General features: G+C 54.0%; 25 protein-coding genes. 19 read left to right on the top strand and 6 right to left on the bottom strand.

Annotated elements, in window-relative coordinates:
- Window positions 1-99: 99 nt before the first annotated feature.
- The 3 genes from V6575_RS12775 to trpB all read left to right on the top strand — a co-directional run bounded on the left by V6575_RS12775 (window position 100) and on the right by trpB (window position 4,441).
- Window positions 100-2,382 carry an NADP-dependent malic enzyme gene (locus tag V6575_RS12775; protein WP_340274792.1) on the top strand — a complete coding sequence of 761 codons (2,283 nt, stop codon included), beginning with the start codon at window positions 100-102 and terminating at the stop codon, window positions 2,380-2,382.
- A 176-nt stretch (window positions 2,383-2,558) separates the two neighbouring features.
- Window positions 2,559-3,221, top strand: coding sequence for a phosphoribosylanthranilate isomerase (locus tag V6575_RS12780; RefSeq protein ID WP_340274793.1), 663 nt, complete (start codon window positions 2,559-2,561; stop codon window positions 3,219-3,221).
- A 26-nt stretch (window positions 3,222-3,247) separates the two neighbouring features.
- A complete protein-coding gene (trpB, locus tag V6575_RS12785) occupies window positions 3,248-4,441 on the top strand; it encodes a tryptophan synthase subunit beta (RefSeq protein WP_340274918.1) in 1,194 nt (397 codons plus the stop codon).
- 83 nt (window positions 4,442-4,524) lie between these two features.
- Here trpB and V6575_RS12790 read toward each other — a convergent pair whose 3' ends face one another.
- Window positions 4,525-4,737, bottom strand: coding sequence for a hypothetical protein (locus tag V6575_RS12790; protein WP_340274794.1), 213 nt, complete (start codon window positions 4,735-4,737; stop codon window positions 4,525-4,527).
- Window positions 4,738-5,017: 280 nt separating this feature from the next.
- On the opposite strand from V6575_RS12790, the gene V6575_RS12795 reads away from it, so the two are divergent.
- From V6575_RS12795 to V6575_RS12815, 5 genes are all read left to right on the top strand, one after another.
- On the top strand, window positions 5,018-5,242 hold the full coding sequence (locus tag V6575_RS12795) for a hypothetical protein (protein WP_340274796.1): 225 nt from the start codon (window positions 5,018-5,020) through the stop codon (window positions 5,240-5,242).
- 152 nt (window positions 5,243-5,394) lie between these two features.
- Entirely contained in the window at window positions 5,395-6,228 is an 834-nt protein-coding gene (trpA, locus tag V6575_RS12800) for a tryptophan synthase subunit alpha (RefSeq protein ID WP_340274797.1), read from the top strand.
- 65 nt (window positions 6,229-6,293) lie between these two features.
- Window positions 6,294-7,220, top strand: a complete 927-nt coding sequence (gene accD / locus V6575_RS12805; protein ID WP_340274799.1) for an acetyl-CoA carboxylase, carboxyltransferase subunit beta — start codon at window positions 6,294-6,296, stop codon at window positions 7,218-7,220.
- 26 nt (window positions 7,221-7,246) lie between these two features.
- Window positions 7,247-8,563, top strand: coding sequence for a bifunctional folylpolyglutamate synthase/dihydrofolate synthase (locus V6575_RS12810; RefSeq protein WP_340274919.1), 1,317 nt, complete (start codon window positions 7,247-7,249; stop codon window positions 8,561-8,563).
- Window positions 8,564-8,600: 37 nt separating this feature from the next.
- On the top strand, window positions 8,601-9,866 hold the full coding sequence (locus V6575_RS12815; protein WP_340274800.1) for a hypothetical protein: 1,266 nt from the start codon (window positions 8,601-8,603) through the stop codon (window positions 9,864-9,866).
- A 35-nt stretch (window positions 9,867-9,901) separates the two neighbouring features.
- On the opposite strand, the gene V6575_RS12820 is transcribed toward V6575_RS12815, so the two are convergent.
- Together V6575_RS12820 and V6575_RS12825 are read right to left on the bottom strand one after the other, a co-directional pair.
- Window positions 9,902-10,840 carry a methylated-DNA--[protein]-cysteine S-methyltransferase gene (locus V6575_RS12820; RefSeq protein WP_340274801.1) on the bottom strand — a complete coding sequence of 313 codons (939 nt, stop codon included), beginning with the start codon at window positions 10,838-10,840 and terminating at the stop codon, window positions 9,902-9,904.
- Window positions 10,841-10,946: 106 nt separating this feature from the next.
- Window positions 10,947-11,396: an Lrp/AsnC family transcriptional regulator gene (locus V6575_RS12825; RefSeq protein WP_340274802.1), complete on the bottom strand. Its 450-nt coding sequence runs from the start codon at window positions 11,394-11,396 to the stop codon at window positions 10,947-10,949.
- 142 nt (window positions 11,397-11,538) lie between these two features.
- Between V6575_RS12825 and rocF the strand changes: the two genes are divergently transcribed.
- From rocF to dgt, 3 genes are all read left to right on the top strand, one after another.
- Window positions 11,539-12,474, top strand: coding sequence for an arginase (gene rocF / locus V6575_RS12830; RefSeq protein ID WP_340274804.1), 936 nt, complete (start codon window positions 11,539-11,541; stop codon window positions 12,472-12,474).
- Window positions 12,475-12,503: 29 nt separating this feature from the next.
- Window positions 12,504-13,589 (top strand): ornithine cyclodeaminase, encoded by a 1,086-nt coding sequence (locus V6575_RS12835; protein ID WP_340274806.1) that lies wholly within the window; start codon window positions 12,504-12,506, stop codon window positions 13,587-13,589.
- Window positions 13,590-13,709: 120 nt separating this feature from the next.
- Window positions 13,710-15,041 (top strand): dGTP triphosphohydrolase, encoded by a 1,332-nt coding sequence (dgt, locus tag V6575_RS12840; RefSeq protein ID WP_340274808.1) that lies wholly within the window; start codon window positions 13,710-13,712, stop codon window positions 15,039-15,041.
- Between the two features lie 11 nt (window positions 15,042-15,052).
- Here the strand turns inward: dgt and pyrF are convergent, their stop codons facing one another.
- Window positions 15,053-15,778, bottom strand: coding sequence for an orotidine-5'-phosphate decarboxylase (pyrF, locus tag V6575_RS12845; RefSeq protein ID WP_340274810.1), 726 nt, complete (start codon window positions 15,776-15,778; stop codon window positions 15,053-15,055).
- A gap of 245 nt (window positions 15,779-16,023) precedes the next feature.
- On the opposite strand from pyrF, the gene hisB reads away from it, so the two are divergent.
- The 8 genes from hisB (at window position 16,024) to coaA (ending at window position 21,085) form a co-directional block, all read left to right on the top strand.
- Window positions 16,024-16,617 (top strand): imidazoleglycerol-phosphate dehydratase HisB, encoded by a 594-nt coding sequence (hisB, locus tag V6575_RS12850; protein ID WP_340274812.1) that lies wholly within the window; start codon window positions 16,024-16,026, stop codon window positions 16,615-16,617.
- 14 nt (window positions 16,618-16,631) lie between these two features.
- Complete coding sequence (locus V6575_RS12855) at window positions 16,632-17,138, top strand: DUF2628 domain-containing protein (RefSeq protein WP_340274813.1); 507 nt, start codon at window positions 16,632-16,634, stop codon at window positions 17,136-17,138.
- Window positions 17,135-17,788 carry an imidazole glycerol phosphate synthase subunit HisH gene (gene hisH / locus V6575_RS12860; RefSeq protein ID WP_340274814.1) on the top strand — a complete coding sequence of 218 codons (654 nt, stop codon included), beginning with the start codon at window positions 17,135-17,137 and terminating at the stop codon, window positions 17,786-17,788. Before V6575_RS12855 ends, hisH begins: the two co-directional genes overlap by 4 nt.
- A gap of 79 nt (window positions 17,789-17,867) precedes the next feature.
- Complete coding sequence (locus V6575_RS12865) at window positions 17,868-18,155, top strand: DUF1330 domain-containing protein (protein WP_340274816.1); 288 nt, start codon at window positions 17,868-17,870, stop codon at window positions 18,153-18,155.
- Between the two features lie 6 nt (window positions 18,156-18,161).
- Window positions 18,162-18,905 (top strand): 1-(5-phosphoribosyl)-5-[(5-phosphoribosylamino)methylideneamino]imidazole-4-carboxamide isomerase, encoded by a 744-nt coding sequence (hisA, locus tag V6575_RS12870; RefSeq protein WP_340274817.1) that lies wholly within the window; start codon window positions 18,162-18,164, stop codon window positions 18,903-18,905.
- Window positions 18,902-19,681 (top strand): imidazole glycerol phosphate synthase subunit HisF, encoded by a 780-nt coding sequence (hisF, locus tag V6575_RS12875; protein WP_340274818.1) that lies wholly within the window; start codon window positions 18,902-18,904, stop codon window positions 19,679-19,681. Before hisA ends, hisF begins: the two co-directional genes overlap by 4 nt.
- Window positions 19,682-19,747: 66 nt before the next feature.
- Window positions 19,748-20,071, top strand: coding sequence for a phosphoribosyl-ATP diphosphatase (locus V6575_RS12880; protein WP_340274819.1), 324 nt, complete (start codon window positions 19,748-19,750; stop codon window positions 20,069-20,071).
- A gap of 48 nt (window positions 20,072-20,119) precedes the next feature.
- Window positions 20,120-21,085, top strand: a complete 966-nt coding sequence (gene coaA, locus V6575_RS12885) for a type I pantothenate kinase (RefSeq protein WP_340274821.1) — start codon at window positions 20,120-20,122, stop codon at window positions 21,083-21,085.
- Between the two features lie 73 nt (window positions 21,086-21,158).
- On the opposite strand, the gene V6575_RS12890 is transcribed toward coaA, so the two are convergent.
- Together V6575_RS12890 and V6575_RS12895 are read right to left on the bottom strand one after the other, a co-directional pair.
- Window positions 21,159-22,847, bottom strand: coding sequence for a methyl-accepting chemotaxis protein (locus tag V6575_RS12890; RefSeq protein ID WP_340274823.1), 1,689 nt, complete (start codon window positions 22,845-22,847; stop codon window positions 21,159-21,161).
- A 335-nt stretch (window positions 22,848-23,182) separates the two neighbouring features.
- Window positions 23,183-24,967, bottom strand: coding sequence for a VHL beta domain-containing protein (locus tag V6575_RS12895; RefSeq protein ID WP_340274825.1), 1,785 nt, complete (start codon window positions 24,965-24,967; stop codon window positions 23,183-23,185).
- Window positions 24,968-25,005 lie beyond the last annotated feature (38 nt).

The following is a 25,005-nucleotide window of genomic DNA, read 5'->3' on the forward strand; positions in this document are numbered from 1 at the left end:
GCCTTGAGTGGTCAAATTTCAGGGGATAAGCTCTGCGTCCCGATTGGGGCCTTTTGGACCCAACCAGGTAAGAAGGCTGCAAAAGGAAACGCCAAGATCATGTCCGCCAAAGACAAGACGTCCAAGACCTCAGTAAGCTTCACCGATCAGGAAGCACTCCAGTTTCACCAGGAAGGTCGGCCCGGCAAGCTCGAGATCACCCCGACGAAGCCGATGGCGACCCAAAGGGACCTGTCGCTGGCCTATTCGCCAGGTGTTGCGGTCCCTGTTCGGGCAATTGCCGAAGATCCAAGTCGTGCTTTTGATTACACAACACGCGGCAATCTGGTCGCGGTGATTTCAAACGGAACCGCAATTCTGGGCATGGGCAATCTTGGCGCATTGGCTTCCAAGCCGGTGATGGAAGGTAAGGCGGTGCTGTTCAAGCGCTTTGCCGATGTCGATTCCATCGATCTTGAAGTCGATACCGAAGACGTCGAGGAGTTTATCAACTCCGTTCGTTATCTTGGTCCGTCCTTTGGCGGCATCAATCTCGAGGACATAAAGGCCCCTGATTGCTTCATCATTGAGCAGCGTTTGCGTGAATTGATGGACATCCCGGTCTTCCACGATGATCAGCACGGCACCGCGATCATCGCTGCGGCGGGCTTGATCAATGCGCTGCATCTGACGGGCCGCGACATGAAGGCCACAAAAGTGGTGTGCAATGGCGCTGGCGCTGCCGGCATTGCCTGCATTGAGTTGATCAAGGCCATGGGCATTCCGCATCAAAACGTCATTTTGTGCGACACCAAGGGCGTGATCTACAAGAGCCGCCCTGAAGGTATGAATCAGTGGAAGTCGGCCCATGCGGTGGAGACCGATGCTCGCTCGCTTTATGACGCCTTGAAGGGCGCTGATGTCTTCCTGGGTGTGTCTGCAAAGGGGGCCTTGACCCACGATATGCTGCGGGCGATGGCTCCGAACCCGATCATTTTCGCTATGGCAAACCCGGATCCGGAAATCACGCCGGAAGAAGCAGCTGAAGTGCGTGATGATGCGATTGTTGCGACAGGCCGGTCTGATTATCCGAACCAGGTCAACAATGTTCTCGGGTTTCCCTACATCTTCCGCGGTGCGCTGGATGTGCAGGCCACGACGATCAACGATGCAATGAAAGTTGCCTGCGCGGAAGCGCTGGCAAGCCTGGCGCGCGAGGAAGTACCGGATGAAGTGGCCGCTGCTTATCGCGGTAACCGGCCCAAGTTTGGTCCGGAATATATCATTCCCGTGCCGTTTGATCCGCGATTGATGTCGGTCGTTCCGCCTGCGGTTGCTCAGGCGGCGATGGATTCTGGGGTTGCTCGCAAGCCAATCGTCGACATGGATGTCTACAAACAACAGCTCTCTGCGCGCCGTGATCCGGTTGCTGGAACCCTTCAGCGGATTTTCTCCAAGGTTCGCCAGATGCCGAAGCGGGTTGTGTTCGCCGAGGGCGAAGAGGAGCCGGTGATCCGTGCAGCTGTCAGCTTCGTCAATCAGGGCCTTGGCGAAGCAATCCTGATCGGGCGTGAAGACGAGGTGAAGTCTGTCGCACTTGCTGCAGGCGTGGATATCAACCGGGCTGGCATCTCAATTCAAAATGCCCGCCTGTCCAATCGCAACAGCGATTATGCTAATTTCCTGTTTGGCCGTCTTCAGCGCAAGGGTTATCTCCTGCGCGACTGTCAGCGCATGGTCAACAATGACCGAAATTACTGGGGCGCCATCATGGTGGCTCGGGGCGATGCGGATGCGATGGTGACGGGCCTGACACGAAATTATTCCGTTGCGCTGGACACGGTCCGGTCCTGCATTGACACCAAGCCTGGTCACCGGGTGATTGGGGTTTCCCTGGCTTTGGCGCGTGGTCGTACGGTTTTGATCGCAGATACAGCTGTAATCGACATGCCGTCATCGGAAGAACTTGCTGATATAGCAGAAGAAGCCGCTCATGTTGCCCGCAAGCTCGGTTATGAGCCACGGGTTGCCATGCTGGCTTATTCCACATTTGGCCATCCGAAAGGCGAGCGGTCCGAAAAGGTGCAGGAAGCGGTGAAAATCCTCGACCGTCGCCGAGTTGATTTCGAGTATGACGGCGAAATGGGAGCCGATATCGCGCTCAACATGGACAAGATGAGCGCTTATCCGTTCTGCCGCCTGACTGGCCCTGCCAATGTTCTGGTCATGCCGGCTTTCCACTCAGCTTCCATCTCGACAAAGATGCTTCAGGAGCTTGGCGGTTCCACGGTTATAGGGCCGTTGCTCGTCGGCCTCGACAAGCCGGTTCAGATTGTGCCGATGGGCGCAAGGGACAGTGAAATCGTCAACATGGCCGCGATTGCAGCGTTTAATGTGACTTAAAGAGCGAAAGACGAAATGGCACCTTCGCGGTTCGATCCGCGAAGGTTTTGCTATCAAAGCTACGATGTGGGGGGCCGCTAACACAGCGGCATTATTCATAAAGAGGTTTGGCAAATCGGCGCGTACCAACTAAGTAAATAACAAAGACCGATGCTTGCTGTTCTGTGAAAGACCCCATGACCGATAATTTGATCAAAATCTGCGGCCTGTCGACCGAAGAGACCGTGCAAGCTGCACTGGACGCTGGCGCAGATATGATAGGGCTAGTCTTCTTCCCGAAGAGCCCGCGTCATGTCGGATTATCCGAGGCCTGCAAATTGGCGGATATGGCGCGCGGCAAGGCTGATATTGTCGCTCTGACGGTCAACATGGATCTGGACGGATTGTCACGGATCAATGAACTGGTTGCGCCGGACTGGTTCCAGTTTCACGGGTCAGAAACCCCGGAAGCCTGCGCTGCTGCCAAGGTGATGTACAAAAAGAAAATCATGAAGGCTGTTGCGATTTCGGAAGCGGCAGATCTTGAACAGGCGGTGTTCTATTCTATCGTTTGTGACAGGATCCTGTTTGATGCCAAACCGCCGGAAGATTCCGATGTGCCCGGCGGCAACGGAGTTTCCTTTGACTGGACCCTGCTCAAGGGTCTTGACCTTGCAAAGCCCTTCATGCTTTCGGGTGGATTAAATGCGTCCAATGTGGCTGAAGCCATCGCTTTGAGCGGGACAACAGCCATTGATGCGTCTTCCGGTATCGAGCGGGAGAAGGGCGTCAAGGACAGTGAACTCATTCGCGCATTCGTGGCAACCGCCCGAAGCGCTCAAGTTGTGTCAGGGGAGTAACTCAGTTGACCACTATCGCAAACACCATGCGGTCCGGTCCGGACGAACGCGGCCATTTTGGTATTTTCGGCGGCCGCTATGTGGCCGAAACGCTGATGCCGCTGATTCTGGACCTGGAAAAAGCCTATCAGGACGCCAAGAACGATCCTGCCTATTCGGCTGAGATCGAAGACCTCAACAAGAATTACACGGGTCGTCCTTCGGCGCTGTATTTTGCTGAACGCTTGACCGAGCATCTCGGTGGCGCGAAAGTCTATTTCAAGCGCGATGAGCTGAACCACACGGGTTCTCACAAAATCAACAATTGCATCGGCCAGATTCTGCTGGCCAAGCGAATGGGCAAGACCCGGATTATCGCAGAAACCGGCGCTGGGCAGCATGGCGTGGCAACGGCCACGGTTTGCGCGCGCTTTGGTCTACCTTGCGTTGTGTATATGGGTGCGGCGGATATAGAGCGTCAGAAGCCGAATGTCTTTCGCATGAAGTTGCTCGGTGCTGAGATCGTTCCGGTCACTGCTGGTGCGGGCACTTTGAAAGACGCCATGAACGAAGCGCTTCGGGATTGGGTCACCAATGTCGATGACACCTACTATCTGATCGGCACAGCAGCTGGTCCGCATCCCTACCCGGAAATGGTGCGCGATTTCCAGTCTGTGATCGGCAAGGAAACCCGAGAACAGATGATTGCCGCAGAAGGCCGTCTTCCGGATGCTTTGGTTGCGGCCGTTGGCGGTGGATCTAACGCCATTGGCCTGTTCCATCCTTTCCTTGATGATCCAGACGTTAAGATTTATGGCGTGGAAGCAGGCGGCCGTGGTCTGGAGGGCGAAGAACATTGCGCATCACTGACGGCTGGCAAACCAGGTGTCCTTCATGGCAATCGTACATATCTGCTGCAAGATGATGACGGCCAGATCCTCGAAGGCCACTCTATTTCCGCAGGGCTTGATTATCCGGGCATTGGACCAGAGCATTCCTGGCTAAAGGATACTGGCCGCGTGACATATGTTCCGGCCATGGATCATGAAGCGCTTGAGGCGTTTCAGATGCTGACAAAGGTCGAAGGCATTATTCCGGCGCTCGAGCCAGCTCACGCCCTTGCCTATGTGGCGAAATTGGCTCCGACCATGGACAAGGACCAGATAATCGTCATGAACCTGTGCGGTCGCGGCGACAAGGATATCTTTGCTGTCGGCGAGATTCTCGGTTTCGATCTGTAAGCACAAAAAGTCCGATTGAAAACACAAAGCCGCCGACTGCATCAGTCGGCGGCTTTTGTTTGTCTATTTGCAGGCAAAGGTCTTTAGCGACCGCCCATTCCCGTTGCAGCGATACGTGCGATCAGGAAAGCCTGACATCCGCGTGCATCTGTCCACAGTGGCTCTGCGGAACGTTTAGCTTCTGTAGTTTTTTCAAACAGGCTTTCGGTTGGCTTGTAAATCGGGACATAAGCTTTGACGCGTGTCCAAAAAGTTGAGCGTTCGCTTCTTGCGTTCAATTGAGGGGCTGGGGCCATGGATTTTCCTTTCTTGTTTGTTTTGTAACCTCAATATAAACGTGCACTGAGTGCATCACAACTACAAATCTGGGATGCAGGACTGCGTTCAGAGCATGTCGGATTTAGCGCCCCCCCGCTGCATGGCTTGGAATTTGCTATGCTTAAATTGCATTGCTGCTGCGCAACATGGTATGTTGCATTGCAAATAAGCAGGCGTATTATTTGAGCATAGACAAACAAGGCAGCGCCCAAATGGGATCAACGCGCCGGTTCACCTGAAGCTTAGAAAGACAATACAATGGCCATCTCCATAGTTTCTTCGCCTGTTGAATATATCTCCAGCGCATTTTCTTCCGCAGCACGCAGCTTTTTGACAGTTTGTGAAGAAATTGGCCGAGCACGTGCAGCCAAGGTGCTTTATCATGAGCTGTCTTGCATGAGCGACGAAGAGCTTGGAGAACATGGTCTGAAGCGCAACGATATCTCTCGCACTGTTTATTCCAAGGTTTATGACGTTCGCTGAGTGTTTCTGCGCCATTGGAGATCTTGGGGCCGTTATTTCATGGCTTCGGATCATCAAGGCGGATTGACATGAGGTGATACTGCCCCCTACATCCAAGCGGAACAAAAACGCTGGTCGCTCCAGCGTTTGGAGCGTAGCAGGGTAGGAACAGCATGACGGAAACCCGTATAGATCGCCGCTTTAAAGGCTGTGCAGATGCAAATCGCCCGGCTCTGGTGACTTTCATCACTGCCGGTGATCCAGACCTGGAAACCTCCAAATCTGTTTTGAAGGCTCTGCCGGCTTCTGGTGCGGATGTGATTGAGCTTGGCATGCCGTTTTCCGACCCTATGGCGGAAGGCATTCCAATTCAGCTCGCCAATCAGCGCGCGCTTAATGCTGGTCACACCATGGATAAGACGCTGCAGATGGTGCGCGAATTCCGTGAAGGTGATCAGGATACGCCGATCATTTTGATGGGTTACTACAACCCCATTTACATCCGTGAACCGAAGAAGTTCGTTGTTGAGCTTAAGGAAGCTGGCGTCGATGGTTTGATTATCGTCGATATACCGCCAGAAGCTGATGACGAGCTGTGTATTCCTGCTTTGGATGCAGGATTGAATTTCATTCGCCTTGCTACGCCAACGACGGATGACAAGCGCCTTCCTGCGGTCCTCGCCAACACTTCCGGATTTGTCTATTATGTCTCGGTCACGGGCATCACCGGGTCCGGTGCGCTCAATGCGACGAATGTTGCGACTGCGGTTAAGCGCATTAAGGGACATACAAATTTACCAGTTGCTGTAGGTTTTGGTGTTAAGACAGCCGAAGATGCAGAAGCCATCGGCAAGGTCGCGGACGGTGTCGTCGTCGGCTCTGTGCTGGTAAATGCTATTCGTGACAGCCTTGATGATGCCGGATTGGCAACGCATAGGACTGTATCTGCAGTAACAGATGTGGTTTCATCGCTTGCTGGCGGTGTAGCCCGCGCACGTAGCGCTTGAATATGGCGGCCCTTGGTCACTAGACCGGGCCTCTGAGTATTTGTGTAACAGAACGGACGCCCCTCGTGAATTGGATCAACTCCCTCGTTCGGCCTAAAATCCGCGATCTCCTGAAGAAGCGCGAAGTGCCGGAAAACCTCTGGATCAAGTGCCCTGAAACGGGTGAAATGGTGTTTCACCGGGATCTGGAAGCCAATTTATGGGTTGTGCCGAATTCCGGTCATCACATGAGGATGCCGGCTAAGAAGCGTCTTGAAGCGTTTTTTGACAGCGCTGCATTTGAGAAGATTGATACGCCTGAAGTTCAGGCTGATCCGTTGAAGTTTCGCGATACCAAGCGATATTCTGATCGGCTGAAAGAAAATCGCTCTAAGACCGGAGAGACGGACGCTGTGCATGTTGCACGCGGACAGGTCAATGGTGCGTCTATGACTGTTGCTGTTCAGGACTTTGCCTTTATGGGCGGTTCTCTTGGCATGGCAGCCGGTGAAGCCATTCTGACAGGAATGCAGGCAGCGGTCACACATCAAACCCCGTTTGTGTTGTTCGCAGCTTCCGGTGGTGCGCGCATGCAGGAAGGCATTTTGTCCTTGATGCAGATGCCGCGCACAACTGTTGGTGTTCAGATGTTGCGTGAAGCAGGACTGCCGTACATAGTTGTGCTGACGAACCCGACCACTGGTGGTGTTTCTGCCTCCTATGCGATGCTCGGCGATGTTCATATTGCAGAGCCAGGCGCGCAAATCGGTTTTGCCGGTCGACGTGTGATTGAGCAGACCATTCGCGAGAAGCTTCCTGAAGGTTTCCAGAGCGCTGAGTATCTCCTTGAGCATGGCATGGTGGATATGGTTGTCAGCCGGCATAAGTTGAAAGACACGATTTCACGTGTGTGTGGTATCCTGATGAAGCGCGAAATTGAAATTCCGACCCTGCCAAGCCCTGATGATGCGGATGAACAATTAGATGCCGCTGCAGTGGCAGCTGAAGCCTGAGCGATTGAATGACGCGCGGGGACGTTTTGGATCAGATCACGGCCATTCTGGATCGTTTGCTTGCGTTGCATCCGAAAGAGATCGATCTTTCTCTGGGCCGGATGCAGCGCTTGTTGAAAGCGCTGGGTTCGCCTGAAAAGCAACTTCCTCCGACAATCCATATTGCTGGCACCAATGGCAAGGGGTCTGTTACAGCCACAATGCGTGCCATGCTTGAGGCAGGTGGCAAAAGCTGTCACGTCTATACCTCGCCGCATCTTGTTGCCTTCAATGAGCGCATTCGCTTGGGTACAGATGGAAAGTTTGTCTCCGACGCGAAGCTGCTTGAAGCACTCTATGCCTGTGAAGAGGCAAATGCCGGCGAGGAAATCACTTTTTTTGAAATCACCACAGCTGCAGCCTTTTGGTTGTTTGCTGAGAATCCTGCCGATGTTTTGCTGCTTGAAGTGGGTCTAGGCGGGCGTCTTGATGCTACAAATGTGATTGACGCTCCGCTCGCGACGGTTGTCACGCCGGTTTCGATGGATCATGAAAAATTCCTGGGCAATGCGATTGCAGAAATCGCGTTTGAAAAAGCCGGAATTTTTAAGCGTGGGTGTCCGGTAATTGTAGCCCCACAGGACGATGAAGCTCAGAGCGTAATTGAGCGTCAGGCTGCCCGTTTGAAGGCTCCTGTCCATTGGTTTGGTCAGGACTTTAGCGCCTATGCAGATCAAGGCCGTTTGGCCTTTCAGGATGAGGCTGGGCTTTATGACTTGCCTTTGTCCTGCCTGATTGGAAATCACCAGGTCGTCAATGCGGGACTGGCGATTGCAACGCTGAAGGCAGCAAATCTCTGGCCAGGTCAACAAGCGGCGGCTGAGGGGCTGAAATCTATCAATTGGCCCGGTCGCCTGCAGCCGCTCATTTCCGGTCCGTTGATTGATCAGTGTCCGGACGGCGTGGAAGTTTGGCTGGATGGCGGACATAATCCCGGTGCGGGGCTGTCGATAGCAGCTTTCATGGGGGAACAGGAAGAGCGCAGTCCAAAGCCGCTTTATATGATTTCCGGTATGCTGACGACCAAGGATCCTATTGGTTTCTTTCGACCTTTTGTCGGCCTTGCACGTCATGTTTCGACCGTGCCGATCTCAACGACAATGACGGCTCGAGATCCGTTGGAACTGGCTGAGTTTGCAAAGTCTGCCGGTTTGGATGCGACACCGTGTCTATCCATCGAGAAGGCGATTGCCGATATTGTAGCTTGTGCTCTAGAGGACTGTGAGCCGCCGAGAATATTGATTTGCGGTTCGCTTTATCTGGCTGGGGAAGTGCTTGCTGCCAATGGAATGCCGCCCGAATAAGGTATATTTATATTATTAAGTAGCGATAGGATCGACGATGAAGGCTCTTCACTCCCTGTCTGCCATAGCTATCACAGCAAGTTTGGTCTTTGCATTAGCGCCGATATCCCAAGGGCATGCTCTTTCTGACACCTTTGAAACCGCACCTGAGCAAAATGCAGACGTGGTGCTTGAGGGCAAGGACGCTGGCCCTGGCTACCTTGTGCTGTCTCCTGTGCGAAGCAACGGCTTTCTTCGTCAGTATGAGGTTCAGGCAGATCCGGGAATTGAGCGATTGTCGGGCGATGGTCTTTTGAAGCTTCGGCTGCATGAGTTGGAAGTGCTCTCTGCTCTGGCAAAGCTTGAGACGGAAAAGAGCTTTCTTGATGGCCTTACCGAAGCTGCAAAACGTCCGGTTGGCTTTGTTGAAAGTACAGTGACTGACCCAGTCGGTACCGCGAAAAATACGATTTCGGGCGTTGGCCGAGTGTTCGGACGGATTTCCAAAGGCGTAGAGGAAGCTGTGTCTGGGAATGCGGGCTCTCCTGCAGACTTGGCCAAGTCTATTACAGGTCAAGCCAAGGCACGACGTGAGTTGGCGGTTAAACTGAACGTTGATCCCTATACCACCTACAAACCGCTTTCGGACAAGCTGGATCAAGCCGCAAATGTTTCCACCGCGGGCAGTCTCACGGTGGGAGTGGTTCTGTCATTGGTGCCCGGTGGCATGATCTCTCAGGTCGCGAGCACGGCAGAGAGCTTGAGGACATCCCTGATTGACAGCACACCGACTGAGCTTGCGGAGCGCACGGCACAAACACTGAGAGACGATGGAATATCCGAACAGGTCATCACGCAACTGATGCATAACGAATTTTATACGCCGACAGAACGGGCTGTCATTGCGTATCAGCTGCGCCAATTCACGACAGTGGAAGGACTTGAGCTTCTTGCTGCCAAAGCTGCCAGCGCAGAAGGGCGCGATGTGGCTTATTTCCAGCTGCGCCGTGTGGTTTTGACGCAATATTATAACGAGAAGATTTCCGGGTTGGCGAGTATCAAGGATGTCGCTGGATTTCCTGTTGCCATCCGCCGCGATGGCGTTGCAGCTGTGATCATGCCTATGGACATGGTGGCTTGGACCGAAAGCACGGCTTCGACTTTCTCCAGCATCAACGAAGGGTTGTCGGGCCTGCCGTTTCCGCCAACTTCTGTCGATTTTCTCATGACGGGTGATATCACCGACATGGCAGCCGAGCGTATCGCCTCATTCGGATGGGGGATAACTTCGAACCAGCCAATGCCTGAAGGTGTTGTCTATTAATCGCGGGCCGACAACCGTTCAGGAATACCCCAAGCTCAGATGATGGTACCCTTGCCCTGTGGAATTTCCAGAATGGGGCCGCTTACGCCGCTTTCCCAGCCAAGCAGAGCGCGTTTTCTCGTGACACCCCAGTGGTATCCGCAGGCTGTGCCATTTTTGCCCAAAACACGGTGACACGGAACCACAAAGGAAATCGGATTGCGGCCTACAGCAGATCCGACAGCGCGTGAGGCTTTGGGTTTGCCAAGGTTGCGAGCGATATCGGAGTAAGTGGTCGCCTTGCCCATTGGGATCTTCAAGAGCGTTTGCCAGACCCTGATTTCAAAATCCGTTCCGATCAACACCACGTTCAGCGGCGTGTCTTTTTCCCATTTTTCTGGGTCGAAAATCCGTGAAGCATAGGGTGCTGTTGCTGCTGCGTTCTCAACGAACTGCGCGGCCGGCCAGCGGTTGCACATGTCTTCCAGGGCGCTGTCTTCTTCTCCCGGATCGGCGAAAGCCAGTCCTGCTAGCCCCTTGTCGGTGATCATCAGCAGCACCTGCCCAAAGGGGCAAGGATGAAAGCCATAGGACACCGAAAGACCGGCTCCGCGTCCGCGATAAGCGCCGGGGGTCATGGCCTCATGTGTCACAAACAGGTCATGCAGCCTGCTGGAGCCTGACAGGCCGACTTCATAGCTGGCTTCCAGGACACTGGCCGCATCGCGCAGCAGCGCCTTGGCGTAGTCCAGTGTGATTGCTTGCAGAAATTGTTTGGGTGTCAGCCCCGCCCAGCGCGAGAACACCCTCTGCAGCTGGATAGGCTGCAGATCGACCTCTTTTGCCAATTGCTCAAGACTCGGCTGCTCGCGCCAGGTCATTGTGATGCGCTCAAGGGTCTGGCGCACAAAGCGATAATCTGTCGCGGCTTCCGAGCCGACGGAGATAGGCTGGATGTCTGGTGCAAGACTGCCGGGGGTCAAGATCTTGGTCATGTGTCTCTACATCTGGAAACGGAACTTGAGTTGAGACTATGCCAGCCCCCAGAATCCTGCCACCCGATTTGCGAGTGGGAGTCCGCCAATGTGCATGATCACGTGATCAGCCAAAATCGGACGCAGGGATAGCCGGGCCTTTGCGGGTCGACAAAAGCAGGTTTGTTTCTGACCCGGAGATACCTTCAATCAGTCGAATCCGGTTCAGCACATCATCAAAAGCGGCAAGATCGCGGGTCGCAATGTCGAGAACCAGATCCCATTTGCCGTTTGTGGAGTGAATGGCGCGAATTTCTGTCAGGGCCGATAGTGTGCGGCTGACAGCTTCGGTTTTTCGGCCTGCAACTTCGATGAGCGTGACAGCCCGGATGGGCAGATCTCGCCAGTCATCACGCAAGACCACTGAAAATCCGAGGATCTCGCCGGAGGCCTGGAGTTTTTCCATCCGCGCTCTGACCGTGGCGCGTGACACCTTCAGATCGATTGCCAGATCAGAGACCGAACGGCGTCCATCGGATCGTAAGGCAGTGATTAGCCGAAGGTCCATATCATCCATGCGATTATCCAATATGATTAAATAGAGTGATCATTATGATACATAATGGCATCAATTTGATCAATCATCTGGATTTATCCTGCCTTCCGAAACGTGCACTCTTCTCCTCACGGTTTGAAATGCTTTTGAGTGAGGCTCCGCAGTGACACTGAAGAACATCACCTTGGTCGGTGCGCCTGTTGATGTTGGGGCCGGACAACGAGGCTGCCTGATGGGGCCGGATGCCTATCGCACGGCAGGCCTATTCGAAACGCTTGAGACACTTGGGCACATGGTCCGGGATCTCGGTAATCTTTCGCCGGAGGTGGTTGAACAAGCAGTGCTGCCCAATGCGGTCGTGAAGAATTTCTCTGAAATCGCTAGCTGGACGCGGGCGCTTCATGCCTATGCCAGAAAATTAGGCCGGGAGCCGGGTGTGCCAATCTATATGGGCGGGGATCACGCCTTGGCTGCAGGCACGGTGACCGGTCATGCTGCGGCAGCCCATGAGCTTGGCAGGCCACTTTTTGTTCTCTGGCTGGATGCGCACTCCGACTTCAACACTCTCGAGAGCACAGGAAGCGGAAATCTGCATGGAACCCCCTTGGCGTTTGCATGCGGGTTACCGGGCTTCGACGGGTTTCTCGGCCACCCTCTCAAACATCCTCTCAAGCCTGAGAATGTCGAGGTCTTGGGGGTTCGCTCCATAGACCGCGAGGAACGGGAGCTGCTTGTCAAGCACTCCGTTGGCATCAGCGATATGCGGATGATTGATGAGACCGGCATCGGGGCCCTTCTCTCGCCGTTCCTGGACCGCGTGCGTGCGGCCAATGGCCTGCTGCATGTCAGTCTGGATGTCGATTTCCTAGACCCGGAAATAGCACCTGCAGTGGGTACCACGGTTCCGGGCGGAGTGACTCTGCGCGAGGCTCATCTGGTGATGGAGATGCTGCACGACAGCGGCCTCGTTTCGTCACTGGATCTCGTCGAACTCAATCCGTTCCTTGATGACCGGGGACGCACGGCCCGGCTGATGGTCAATCTCGTCGGGTCCCTGTTTGGACGCCGGGTATTCGACCGCATCACCCGCAGTTTTTGAAATCCGGTTTCCTGTCAGGAGATAAATCCATGAATGCCAAGATCGCCAGCCTATCACCGTCCGAGCTTGCTTATGTCCCCTTTGTCAGTGTGGATCACATGATGAAGAACGTGGCGGCCATCGGCATTGAAAACTTCATCAGAGGATTGGCTGATTACATCAAGGATGATTTTCTGCGCTGGGAAAGCTTCGACAAGAAGCCGCGCATTCCGGCTCACGCCCCGCAAGGTGTGATTGAGCTGATGCCGACCAGCGACGGGAAGACCTTCGGCTTCAAATACGTCAACGGCCATCCGGACAATCGCCGCGATGGTTTGCAGACGGTGACAGGCTTTGGCGTTCTGTCTGATCTTGCGACCGGATATCCGCTTTTGTTCACTGAAATGACCATTTTGACAGCACTGCGCACGGCAGCAACTTCGGCTTTGGCGGCTACATATTTGGCTCCCAAGGGCGCGAGGATCATGGCCGTCATCGGCAATGGGGCCCAATCCGATTTCCAGTGTCTGGGGTTCAAGGCCCTTGTGGGGATCACGGACATCCGCGCCTATGATCTCGATCCGAAGGCAAGCCAGCGGTTGGCCCGGAACCTTGCCGGGTCGGGTCTGAATGTGACGATCTGCAAGAGCCCGGAAGCGGCCATTGAAGGCGCTCAGATCATCACGACAGTTACCGCAGACAAGAAAAATGCAACGATCCTGACCGACAACATGGTTGGGCCGGGCGTTCATATCAATGCGGTCGGAGGCGATTGCCCCGGCAAAACGGAGCTGCACAAGGACATACTCCTGCGCTCGGACATCTTTGTCGAGTTTCCCGAGCAGACCCGCATTGAGGGCGAGCTGCAGCAGCTTCCCGCAGATCATGAAGTCACAGAACTATGGGAAGTCTACGCAGGCAAGAAAGCGGGCCGGACGTCTGAGTACCAGATTACATTGTTTGACAGCGTGGGCTTCGCAATCGAGGACTTTGCAGCTCTGCGTTTCATTCGGGATCTTCTGCCGAAAACCGGCAATTTCATCAAGCTGGATCTCCTGGCTGATCCGGATGATCCACGCGATCTTTACGGCATGGTTCTGCGGTCTCAGAAAAGCGGTAAGGGGGCAGCGGCTTGATGCTGCCAAATAACCTAAAACCCACTTGATCAGCCACTTGATCGGGCGGGTTGCCTCGACCCGTCTTTCTCACGCGTGTATGGATAGGCTTTAACTGTCTATGTCGCTGAGGAGAGAACGTTGGATTGGGCAAAATTGCTGGACGGCCGCCGTCTTCAGGACACACGCTATGAAGAACGGCCCAATCGTCCATCTTATCTGCAAGACGCAGATCGGATCACGTTTTCTGCTCCCTTTCGGCGTTTGGCCAACAAGACCCAGGTTCATCCGCTCTATGAAAACGACCACATTCACCACCGGTTGATCCACAGTCTGGAAACCAGCAGTGTGGGGCGCTCGCTCGGCATTGAAATCGGCGATTGGCTTGAGGAAAACAAAAAGGTTGAGGCAGGTGACCGGCACAGGATTGCCGGCATCGTCGGAGCCGCCTGTCTTGCTCATGACATTGGCAATCCGCCGTTCGGTCATTCAGGTGAAGCGGCCATCGGTCAGTGGTTTGAAGACAGGTTTTCAGAAGGGCGTGCGCTATTTGCTGAGCTGGAACCGTCGCTACAAGCAGAATTCAACGAGTTTGAAGGCAACGCTCAGGGATTTCGTATAATCACCAGACTGGAGATGCGCCGCAACAAGGGCGGCATGCGACTGTCTCGCGGTGTTCTCGGAGCTTTCACCAAATACCCGGTGACGGCGAGCGTTAAAAACAGACTTGAAAGCAATTACTGCGGTCTCAAAAAATTCGGTATTTTCGAAAGTGACATGCCGCAATTTGAGGAAGTTGCCAGCGCTGTTGGCTTGCCGCAGGTGATTCATGAGAAAGGCACCTCGTGGCGGCGTCATCCACTTGTGTTCCTCGTCGAGGCTGCTGACGATATTTGCTACAATATCCTGGACATGGAAGACGCGCATACGTCGGGAGATTTCTCCTTTGATGCCGTTTTCAAGCTTCTGGCACCGCTGGCGGAGCTCGACATGGACTACGTCAAGGACATGCTGCCCGAAGAAGCGATCGCCCTTGCCCGGGCACTCGGCATTGGCAACGCGATCATCGCTTGCGTCGAGGCGTTCAAAGAGAACTATGCTGCGATCATGGACGGCACATTCTCCGGCGCCCTGATTGATGTATCCAGCAAGGCGGGTGAGTTTCAGGAGATCAAGATCCTTTCCAAAGAGCGTCTGTTCACATCACCGCGAAAGACGGAGCTTGAGGTTCAGGGCCGCAACGTTGTGCACAAGGTTCTGGACGGTGTCTCTGAAATCTACGAGCAGCTTCAGGCAAATGGCTGGCAGGTGACGAACCTCAGCTCCTATCATCGCCAGTTGATCAAGGCAGCGGGCGTCGATATTCGAGATGTGGACAGTCCCTATACTGCCTTGCACTCCCTGGCAGATTTCACCTCCGGGATGACAGATCGCTATGCGGTCAAGGTCGCCCGGATGCTGTCTGGCGGGTAGCGCTCTGATACTCAGAGCGCAGCGTCGATTTCAGAAATGATGGCCTCGGCCGCTTTGCGCGGATCCGGGGCCTTTGAAATCGGGCGGCCGATGACAAGATAGTCGCTGCCTGCGCGAATGGCATCGCCCGGTGTCATGATCCGTTTTTGGTCACCAGCGTCACTGCCTGCAGGGCGAATGCCCGGCGTGACCATGACCAGCTCCTGGCCAAGAACAGGACGCATGGCACTGGCTTCCTGAGGTGAGCAGACAATCCCTCCCATACCTGCCTCGCGAGCGTCCTCTGCCCGTGTGGACACAAGCTCGGCGACCCGGCCCTGATAGCCTGCAGCCTTGAGGTCGTCATTGTCCATGGAAGTCAGAACGGTCACACCCAGAAGGCAAAGATCCTTGGTTCCCTCTTCCTTGAGGGCATTCACCGCAGCGCGCATGGTTTTCGGATAGGCGTGCAGCGTCATGAAGCTCATGCCCATTTTGGCGACATTGCGCACGGCATTGAAGATGGTGTTGTCGATGTCGTGCAGCTTCACATCGAGAAAAACCTTGTGGCCTTCAGCGGCCAGTTGTCTGGCCAGTTCCAATCCGCCTGCGAACTGCAGCTCCATGCCGATCTTGTAAACACCGACCACGCCGTTCGTTGCCTTGACCAAGGCCCTTGCGTCTTCAACAGTCTGAACGTCCAACGGCAGCATAAGGCGATCCGTGGCGGTGTTAGGGCGAAACGGGCTGAGGGTCATCGCTAGGTCCTTTGGAAACGGCGGCAGAGGGAGATCTGCCAGTGCTTACCATCGGTTTTCCGTCCAGACCAGAGGCTTCAGGCTTGAAGTTCTGGCTAAATGATGAGCTGAAAGCTCCATTGTTGAAATATTGAAACCATCAGATAATCCTTTGACGTCTGATAAGTATTCCCATGTTAGGGGTGGGCTGCTAAAACGACGCCGTTTCGCCGAGAAATTTCTCGGCTGCCAGGGAAGGAAAACAGATGCGCACAGCGAAGATCGCGCGCGACACCAAGGAAACTCGCATTTCCGTTGAAATCAACCTGGATGGAACGGGCGCATATGATGTTGCGACCGGCATTGGGTTTTTCGACCATATGCTTGAGCAACTTGCGCGACATTCGCTGATCGACATCACAGCCCGTGCTGATGGCGATACGCACATTGATTTTCATCACACCGTTGAAGACACCGGAATAGCGCTGGGTCAGGCGATCCGTCAGGCTTTGGGCGATATGGCGGGCATCAATCGCTATGGCGACACCCATTTGGCCATGGACGAGGCACTGACCCGCTGCGCGCTGGATGTGTCGGGTCGACCATTTCTGGTCTGGGACGTGAATTTTGACCGGGACAAGGTCGGGGATTTCGACACGGAGCTGTTTGAAGAGTTCTTCCGTGCCTTCACAATGAATGCAGGGATGACGCTCCACATCGCCAATCTGTATGGCTCCAACTGTCACCATATTGCTGAGACGTGTTTCAAGGCAGTGGCTCGGACCCTGCGAACGGCCATTGAAATCGACCCGCGACAGGAAAACCGGATACCGACCACGAAGGGCCAGCTCGGCGGCTGAGGAACTAGAAGCACATGAGCACTTATTACGTTATGGCTCCGCCCGATCTCAGAGATCCGGTCGCCAGCCCTCATGAAGCAGACCGGCTGGTTTTCATTCCGGACCGGTTTTCATGGGGCGCTTTCGTCTTTTCCGTGGTCTGGATCATCTGGCATCGCTTGTGGCTGGTTCTGCTCGGATATCTGGTTTTGACTTTGGCGCTTGAGCTAGCAGCGGTCTTTGCCGGTGGTTCAGCGCTATTCGTAGCGGCCTTTTCCATGTCATTGCTATTTGGCTTTGAGGCCAATGGCATTCGGCGTTGGTCCATGGAGCGCTCTGGCTGGCGTCTTTTGGGCCTGGCAAGCGGCGCGGATCAAACCGAGGCGGAACTTCGGTTTTTTCACGGCTTGCAGTCAGAAGCTTCTGGTTTGCCAGCTGCAATAGACACACCTGCACCGATTGTTCGCCCGTCAAGTATCATTCCCCGAATTGGGACTGAATCCGTGGTGGGTTTGACCCTTGGTCAGGAGACCAACCGTTGAGCATTGCAATAATCGACTATGGCTCGGGCAACCTGCGCTCTGCGGCAAAGGCATTTGAGCGGGCCGCGTTGGATCATGCTCTGAGGCCTGATGTTTTCGTGACATCAGACCCGGAACAGGTTTTGAAAGCTGACCGTATAGTCCTGCCCGGCGTTGGCGCATTCGCAGATTGTAAGCGCGGACTTTTCTCCGTCGAGGGCATGGCGGAAGCTCTTGAAGAGACAGTCCGTAAACAAGGTAAGCCGTTTCTAGGCATTTGTGTTGGCATGCAGTTGATGGCAACCCGTGGGCTGGAATTCGAAACAGTCGATGGTCTCAACTGGATCGAAGGCGATGTGTCGGAGATGAAGCCGTCTGATCCGGACCTCAAGATCCCGCATATGGGCTGGAATACAATTGATGTGCGCCCGAATGACCATCCAGTGTTGAAGGATCTGCACACGGGCGATGATGGTCTGCACGCCTATTTCGTTCATTCCTATCATTTCGCGACCGTTCGGGATGAAGATCGTCTGGCAACCTTCGATTACGCCGGAACTTTCACGGCGATGGTCGCTAAGGACAATATGGTCGGAACGCAGTTCCACCCGGAAAAGAGCCAGAAGCTCGGGCTTGGTCTGATCGCGAATTTTCTGGAATGGACACCGTAATTTGCGAAAACGCTTCGCTCGAAACGCATTAAAATGGGCCATTGCCCTTATAAAATGAACAGACGATGGGAAACTTATAATGGCAAAAGGCTATTGGATTGCGCGCGTGGATGTTCGGGATGCGGACGGATATCCAGCCTATGTTGAAACCGCGAAACCAGCCTTTCAGCGGTTTGGGGCCAATTTTCTTGCACGTGGCGGCAAAACCGATGCGATTGAAGGACCTGGCCGGGCGCGGAATGTCGTCATCGAATTTCCAAGCTTCCAACATGCTGTCGATTGTTATAATTCCCCAGAATATCAGGACGCGGTAAAGATCCGTCAGCAATGTGCCGATGGCGAAATCGTCATCGTTGAAGGAAGTTAAGACGATATGATCCTGTTTCCCGCCATCGATTTGAAAGACGGTCAGTGCGTGCGCCTGAAGCTCGGTGACATGGAGCAGGCAACGGTTTTCAATGACAATCCCGGTTCCCAGGCAAAGACCTTTGAGGGTCAAGGGTTTGAGTGGCTGCATGTGGTGGATCTGAATGGGGCCTTCGCCGGTGAAAGCGTCAATGGTGCAGCGGTGGATTCCATTCTGGCCTCGACGAAGAACCCTGTTCAGCTTGGCGGCGGCATTCGCACGCTGGAGCATATTGAAGCCTGGCTCGAAAAGGGCATTAGCCGCGTTATTTTAGGGACTGTCGCTGTTCGTAATCCGGAGTTGGTGAAGGAAGCCTGTCGCCGGTTCCCGGGCAAGATCGCTGTCGGCATCGACGCCAAGGGTGGTTATGTCGCTGTAGAAGGCTGGGCTGAGACCTCTGAGTTGACCGCTGTCGATCTGGCAAAGCGTTTTGAAGATGCAGGCGTTTCTGCGATTATCTACACGGACATTGATCGCGATGGCATCCTGAAGGGGCTTAATATGCCTTCGACGCTGGAACTGGCCAACGCAGTCTCTATTCCGGTGATTGCATCTGGCGGGTTAGCGTCCATCGAGGATGTGAAGCAATTGCTTCTGCCTGAGTGCGCTATTTTGGAAGGTGCCATCTCCGGACGTGCGCTTTATGATGGCCGCTTGGACCCACAAGAAGCCATGGCCTTGATTAAATCTGCGCGCAAGGAAGCGTCATGACACTGAAAGCTCGCGTTATTCCCTGTCTCGACGTGAAGGATGGACGTGTCGTCAAAGGCGTGAATTTTGTCGATTTGATCGATGCTGGCGATCCGGTGGAAGCCGCCAAAGCCTATGACGCTGCCGGAGCGGATGAGCTTTGCTTTCTCGACATCACTGCAAGCCACGAAGGTCGCGATACGATTTATGATGTTGTGCGCCGGACAGCGGAGGCCTGCTTTATGCCGGTGACGGTTGGCGGCGGCGTGCGAACAGTCGAGGACATTCGCAAATTGCTGATTGCAGGCGCCGACAAAGTCTCGATCAACACTGCAGCAGTGACAAACCCGGATTTCGTGCGTGAAGCGGCTGAGAAATTCGGCGCGCAGTGCATTGTGGTGTCCATCGATGCCAAGCAGGTCAACGCTGAGGACGAGCCGGATCGGTTTGAGATCTTTACCCATGGTGGGCGCAACGCGACGGGCATTGATGCGGTTGAATTTGCCAGGAATGTTGTCGGACTGGGTGCTGGTGAACTTCTCGTGACCTCTATGGACAGGGATGGCACAAAGTCTGGTTATAACATTGCCCTGACACGGGCTATTGCCGATGCTGTGCCTGTTCCGGTGATCGCATCTGGCGGTGTTGGTACTCTTGATCATATGGTTGAAGGCATTCGCGACGGTCATGCAACGGCTGTGTTGGCAGCCTCCATTTTCCATTTTGGTGAGCACACCATTCATGAAGCCAAAGCGCATATGAATGCCTCTGGTGTGCCGATGAGGTTGGATGACTGATACGGGATTTGCCGTGCTTCGGGTGATTCGGGTCAATGCCGATGTCTCGGCGGAAAGACTAAACCAATGACGAAATTTACACTTGCTGATCTGGACGCAATCATCGCAAAGCGCGCCGACAGCAACGATGAAATGTCCTACACGCGCAAACTGATCGGCAAGGGCGTTGCCAAATGTGCTCAAAAGCTGGGAGAAGAGGCAGTTGAAGCGGCGATTGCAGCTGTTCAACAGGACCGGGACGAATTGACGGGCGAAGCCGCAGACGTCCTTTATCACCTTCTTGTTGTTCTCAAGGTTGCGGATGTTGCGCTTGAGGACGTCATGGAGGAATTGGCAAGACGAACCGGCCAGACCGGCCTGGAGGAAAAAGCCTCCAGACTGCAAGACTAGGCAGCCCAAGTGGGTTATCGATCTTTTGCAGCAGGGGTTGCTAAGGGTATGGATCAGAAAATCGAATTGAAACGGGACATGGATCTTTCCCCTTACCGCGTCTTCACAGAGCGTGAATGGGCGCGCTTGCGAGCTGATACGCCGATGACGCTGACGGGCGCGGAAGTTGCTCAGTTGCAGGGTCTGAATGATCCGATGTCCATCGAGCAAGTCGAGAAAATCTACCTTCCGCTTTCCCGCCTGCTCGCTTTTTATGCGGAGGCAACTGTCGGGCTTCATCAGGCAACTCAGGATTTCCTGGGTATTCGAGATGGCAAGACGCCTTTTATCATTGGCGTTGCCGGATCGGTTTCGGTTGGCAAATCTACAACGTCTCGTGTGCTTCGGGAGCTTTTGACACGGTGGCCGGCAAGCCCCAAGGTTGATCTGGTGACCACCGACGGCTTCCTCTATCCCAATGCGGTTCTGGAATCTGAAGGCCTGATGCAGAAGAAGGGGTTTCCGGAAAGCTTCGATCGACCTAGGCTTTTGAAATTCCTCTCTGATATCAAGGCTGGGCGGCGTAATGTGCGTGCGCCGGTCTACTCTCACTTTTATTACGACGTTATGCTAGGGCACACGGTTACGGTGGACAATCCGGATATTCTGATTGTCGAAGGCCTCAACGTGCTTCAAACGCGTGAGTTGCCCAAAGATGGTCGAGCTGTTCCGTTCGTGTCCGATTTCTTCGATTTCTCAGTCTATATTGATGCTGACGAGAGCCTGTTGCTTGGCTGGTATGTGGAGCGTTTCATGCGGCTGCGCGAAACAGCTTTTCGGGATCCTGGGTCCTACTTCCATAAATATTCGCGGATTAACGACGCCGAAGCGCTCGAAACGGCCCATAAGATCTGGAATGAAATTAACTTGTTGAACCTGCAGGATAACATCCTGCCGACACGCCCACGGGCTGATCTGATCCTGACCAAGGATGCCAGTCACAAGATTGCCAAGGTTGCTCTTCGCAAAATCTGAATTTGGCTTTTGAGCCATGAAAAAACCGCAGAACTTATGTTCTGCGGTTTTTTATTTCGGGCTATTTTGAAGCTTAGGCTGCAGATCTCTTTCGTACTTCCGATAGGAAACCGGAGACGGTCTGTTTGAGGAGGTTTGCGTTGTCTTCCAGATCGCGGGCCGATGCATCGACAGTTTCAGCCGTCGATTTGGTGTTCTCGGCTGCCAGAGAGACGTTTTCGATATTGGTGGTCACTTCAATCGTGCTGCGGGAGGCCTCAGTTGCATTGACAGCGATCTCCTGTGTCGCGGCGCCCTGCTCTTCAACAGCGGAGGAAATCGAGCTGGCAATTTCATTCATCTGATTGATGATCTCGGTAACCGAGGAAATCGCATTAGCAGCCTGTTGTGTCTCACCCTGAATTGCCGAAATCTGGCTGGAAATTTCTTCCGTCGCCTTGGAAGTCTGAGTCGCGAGCTCTTTAACCTCCGAGGCTACAACCGCAAATCCTTTACCCGCTTCACCAGCACGGGCGGCCTCAATAGTCGCATTCAGGGCGAGCAGATTGGTTTGCTCGGCGATTGCCTGAATGAGGGTAACGACTTCACCGATACGCCCGGCGGCACCTGACAGGCCATTCATACGCTCGTTGGTTGAGCTTGCCTCTGCAGCAGCCTTGGCAGCAATCGCGCTGGAAGACTGGACCTGGCGACGGATTTCGTTGACCGAAGCAGACAGTTCTTCCGCCGCCGCCGCCACGGTTTCCACATTATGCGCAGCCTGAGAAGAGGCTGAAGAGACGAGGCCTGTCTGCTTATTCGTGTGCGATGCGCCATCTGCCATTTCTGTAGAGGCATTTTGAAGGCTATGAACCGATGTTTCGATGACATCCATCATTTCCATGACGCTACTGTCGAAGTCGCCACACAGGCTCTGGATCTCCTCGCCGCGCTGAGCGGCTGCCTCCCGCGTTGAGCGTTGATCGTTTTCCAGGGCTTTCCGGCTTCGTTCGTTTTCGACGAAGACCTCCATAGCGGCTGCCATTTGACCAATTTCATCGCCGCGATTTGCACCTGAAACACTAATGCTACAGTCACCTTCGGCCAGGCTCTTCATATTGCCGGTCAAGGCGGAAAGAGGCGAGGCAATGCTTTTGATCGAAATATACGCGATTGCAAATGCTATGGCTGCACCGACTGCTGCGATGAAAATAATAATTAGAGCCTGATTCCAATAGGCCGATTTCAGATCATCGACATACACACCCGTGCCAATCATCCAGTTCCAAGGCGCAAAACCTTCAGCCCAGCTGTATTTGTCTATTGGCACGTCACCACCAGCGCGTGGCCATTGGTAGAGCAACTCACCGCCGCCAGCTTTTGCCTGAGCGACGAGGCCTGTAATAACCGGAACGCCATTGGAGTCTTTCAGTGAACTCAGGTTTTGGCCGATAAGCTTCTGATTGGCATGAACCAGAGCCACTGCGTCGTAATCAAAGACAAAGACATAGTTATCGCCTTCATATTGCATTGCGCCAATGGCGTCTTTCGCCAGGGCCTGAGCTTCATCTTGAGTCAGCTCTCCAGCAACCTGTTTGGCATGGAACGATGCTGCGATGTTCTGTGCCGTGGTTGCAATGTGCTCGATTGTCGTAATTCGTTCTTTCAGCATAGAGCTGTAAAGAGAGGTCAGGCTAGTGTAGCCAAGAATGACCGTGAAAGCGAAAATCGTGGCAACTGGTATGGCAATCTTCCAGACAACGGGAAGGCGGGTAAAGTTCATTTCGATTTTCCATCCAACTAGAGTTGCCGTAAGGATAAATACGAATAACTTAAATGTTTATGTACCGAAGATTGCCTGGATATGTCATTGAAATTGGAAGTTCTATTAAATTCAATTACTTGGTGCGGTGCATCAAGTAATATAAAATAATATTGGAGTGCAGCTGAATTAAATTTTCGGAATTATTCTAGCGTCATTTGTGAAAACTTTGAGAAATCTTCGACTCTTGTCTGTCTCATTCTGGAAATCAGAAGTGAGTAAGAACTGATTCGATATGCGTTTTCAGCAGCCCTGACAAATTGAATTGGGCGTGCAATGCGTTGCGTATTTTCACATCAGCGCATTGCGCAGAACACATCTCGAAGGCCCGGGCGTGTCCATGTCGCATTCTGAAGCTGTCCTTTGAGGGCGAACCCCTGCCCAGCATACTGGAAGCTCGATGCTCCACCCTGACGCGGCAGTGTAACAACACCCTGGCCCATTTCAGCAACCGTGGCTGTTGAACCATCTGTTGCGAACGTCACCTGAAGGTCCACGCCTGCTGTGCAAAGATAATCTGCAATGCGTCCGTTGGGTGACATCGAGGCTGAGCTGCGGCTCTCAAAGGAAGGGGCGTTCATTCCGCCGATTGAACCCGGTGGGACCGGACCTGCTGGTCTGGTTTCTTGTGGGAAGCCGAAGGATTGTTGGGGGGCCACGGGTGGAGCGCCGTTCGTGATGTTCACTTCCCTGTAGGGAGAGCGAATGGCGTAGATGCCAAGGCATTGACCACGCATGCTGCGTACCATCCAGGCGTGGGATACATAAGTCTGTTGTTCGAGGATCTGACCTGGTTCCAGGCGGGCATAGACCCGCTCTCCGCCATTGTAATCAATCCAGTTTACGTCAACTGCTTCCCGGCTTGTGTTGCGGAACACGATTTGACCAGGTCGATTTCCATCCATGGACTGGATGCGGCCAGCCTGACCGCACGAAACATCTGAATCGGCGACTACACTTGCACCGCCAGCGCCAGACAAATCATTCTGCCCGAGAATTTGTTGAGGCAACGCGCAAGTTGCTGCAAAGAGCCGTATTGGCTTTGCACTGCCCTTCAGCGACACAGCGTATGCGGGCGCACCCTGGATCTGGATGGTCAGAACCGACTGCGAAATCATCGCCTGCCAGAGTGGGTCCGTCAACGGCAGGGCGATTTGTGGAAAGGATTGCCCATACTGGTTGTTTGTGCTGCCGCCGATTGCTGTGTATGTCGCGGAAAAGTCACCTGCTGTGATTTGAACCGGCTCTGTAATCCCTTCGGCTGTGGAGGCCGAAGTTTGGCTGAAGACGATGGTTGCTTCGCCAGATTGAGTGCGACAGGCCGAGATGAAATCACTGTCGTCCGTTTCAGGAACACCATGCATAAGATCCATACGCGCCCCAAGGCCGACGCCGTTGGTGCGCGTGCTCCAAATCCGGGTTTCAGATCTTGCGATATCAACGCCGTTTTGTGAGCCGTTCAGATTGCCGAATGTACCCTGTTGCCCAGTAAGGTCAGGGGAATTGTTTGAAGTTCCGTCGATATTGACCTGCTCAAGTGGCTTGAAAAGCCCGTTATCCTGTGAGCCTGCCGCGTTTGGGGCCGTTATTGTCTGCTGAGTGTTGGAAAGTGTTTCCGTCGGTTTTGGCAAGGTTGTGCTCGGGCGACTTGTCGTGGCCGGTGTCAGTGCAGTCGAGCTTTGGGCTGAAACGGCCCCTGATGTCCCGCCGATCACTCTCGCTTTCCCCGGTTTGCCATCCGTCGTGACATCGACCACAAGGGTTCCGCCAGAACACAGATCAGCGCTCCGATAGAGGACGCGGCTGTTTTCCAGTGTGACTGCAAGTTCTGATGCGCACGGCGGCAGCTGTGACGCGCTGCCCAGCGTATCGATCACAACACCTTCGTCGTCCCGACTAATGATCGGCCGGTACTTCTTGTTAATGGTAACAGACCGGATCCCGGGCTTGGCCGGCTCAACGTTAATTCTGAGTGTTTCCGGTGGCGTTTGTGCCATTGCGGTATGAAGCGCGCTCAGCAGAAATGCACTCGCAAGGCCCGTAAGAAATAGACGGGAAGGGCCGACAGCCGAAAGCGGCATGGGCAGTCTCCGTAAGATGTCAGGAACAGGTCATGTTA

It is taken from the genome of Roseibium algae (genome assembly GCF_037783265.1).
Classification (GTDB): Bacteria; Pseudomonadota; Alphaproteobacteria; order Rhizobiales; family Stappiaceae; genus Roseibium; species Roseibium algae.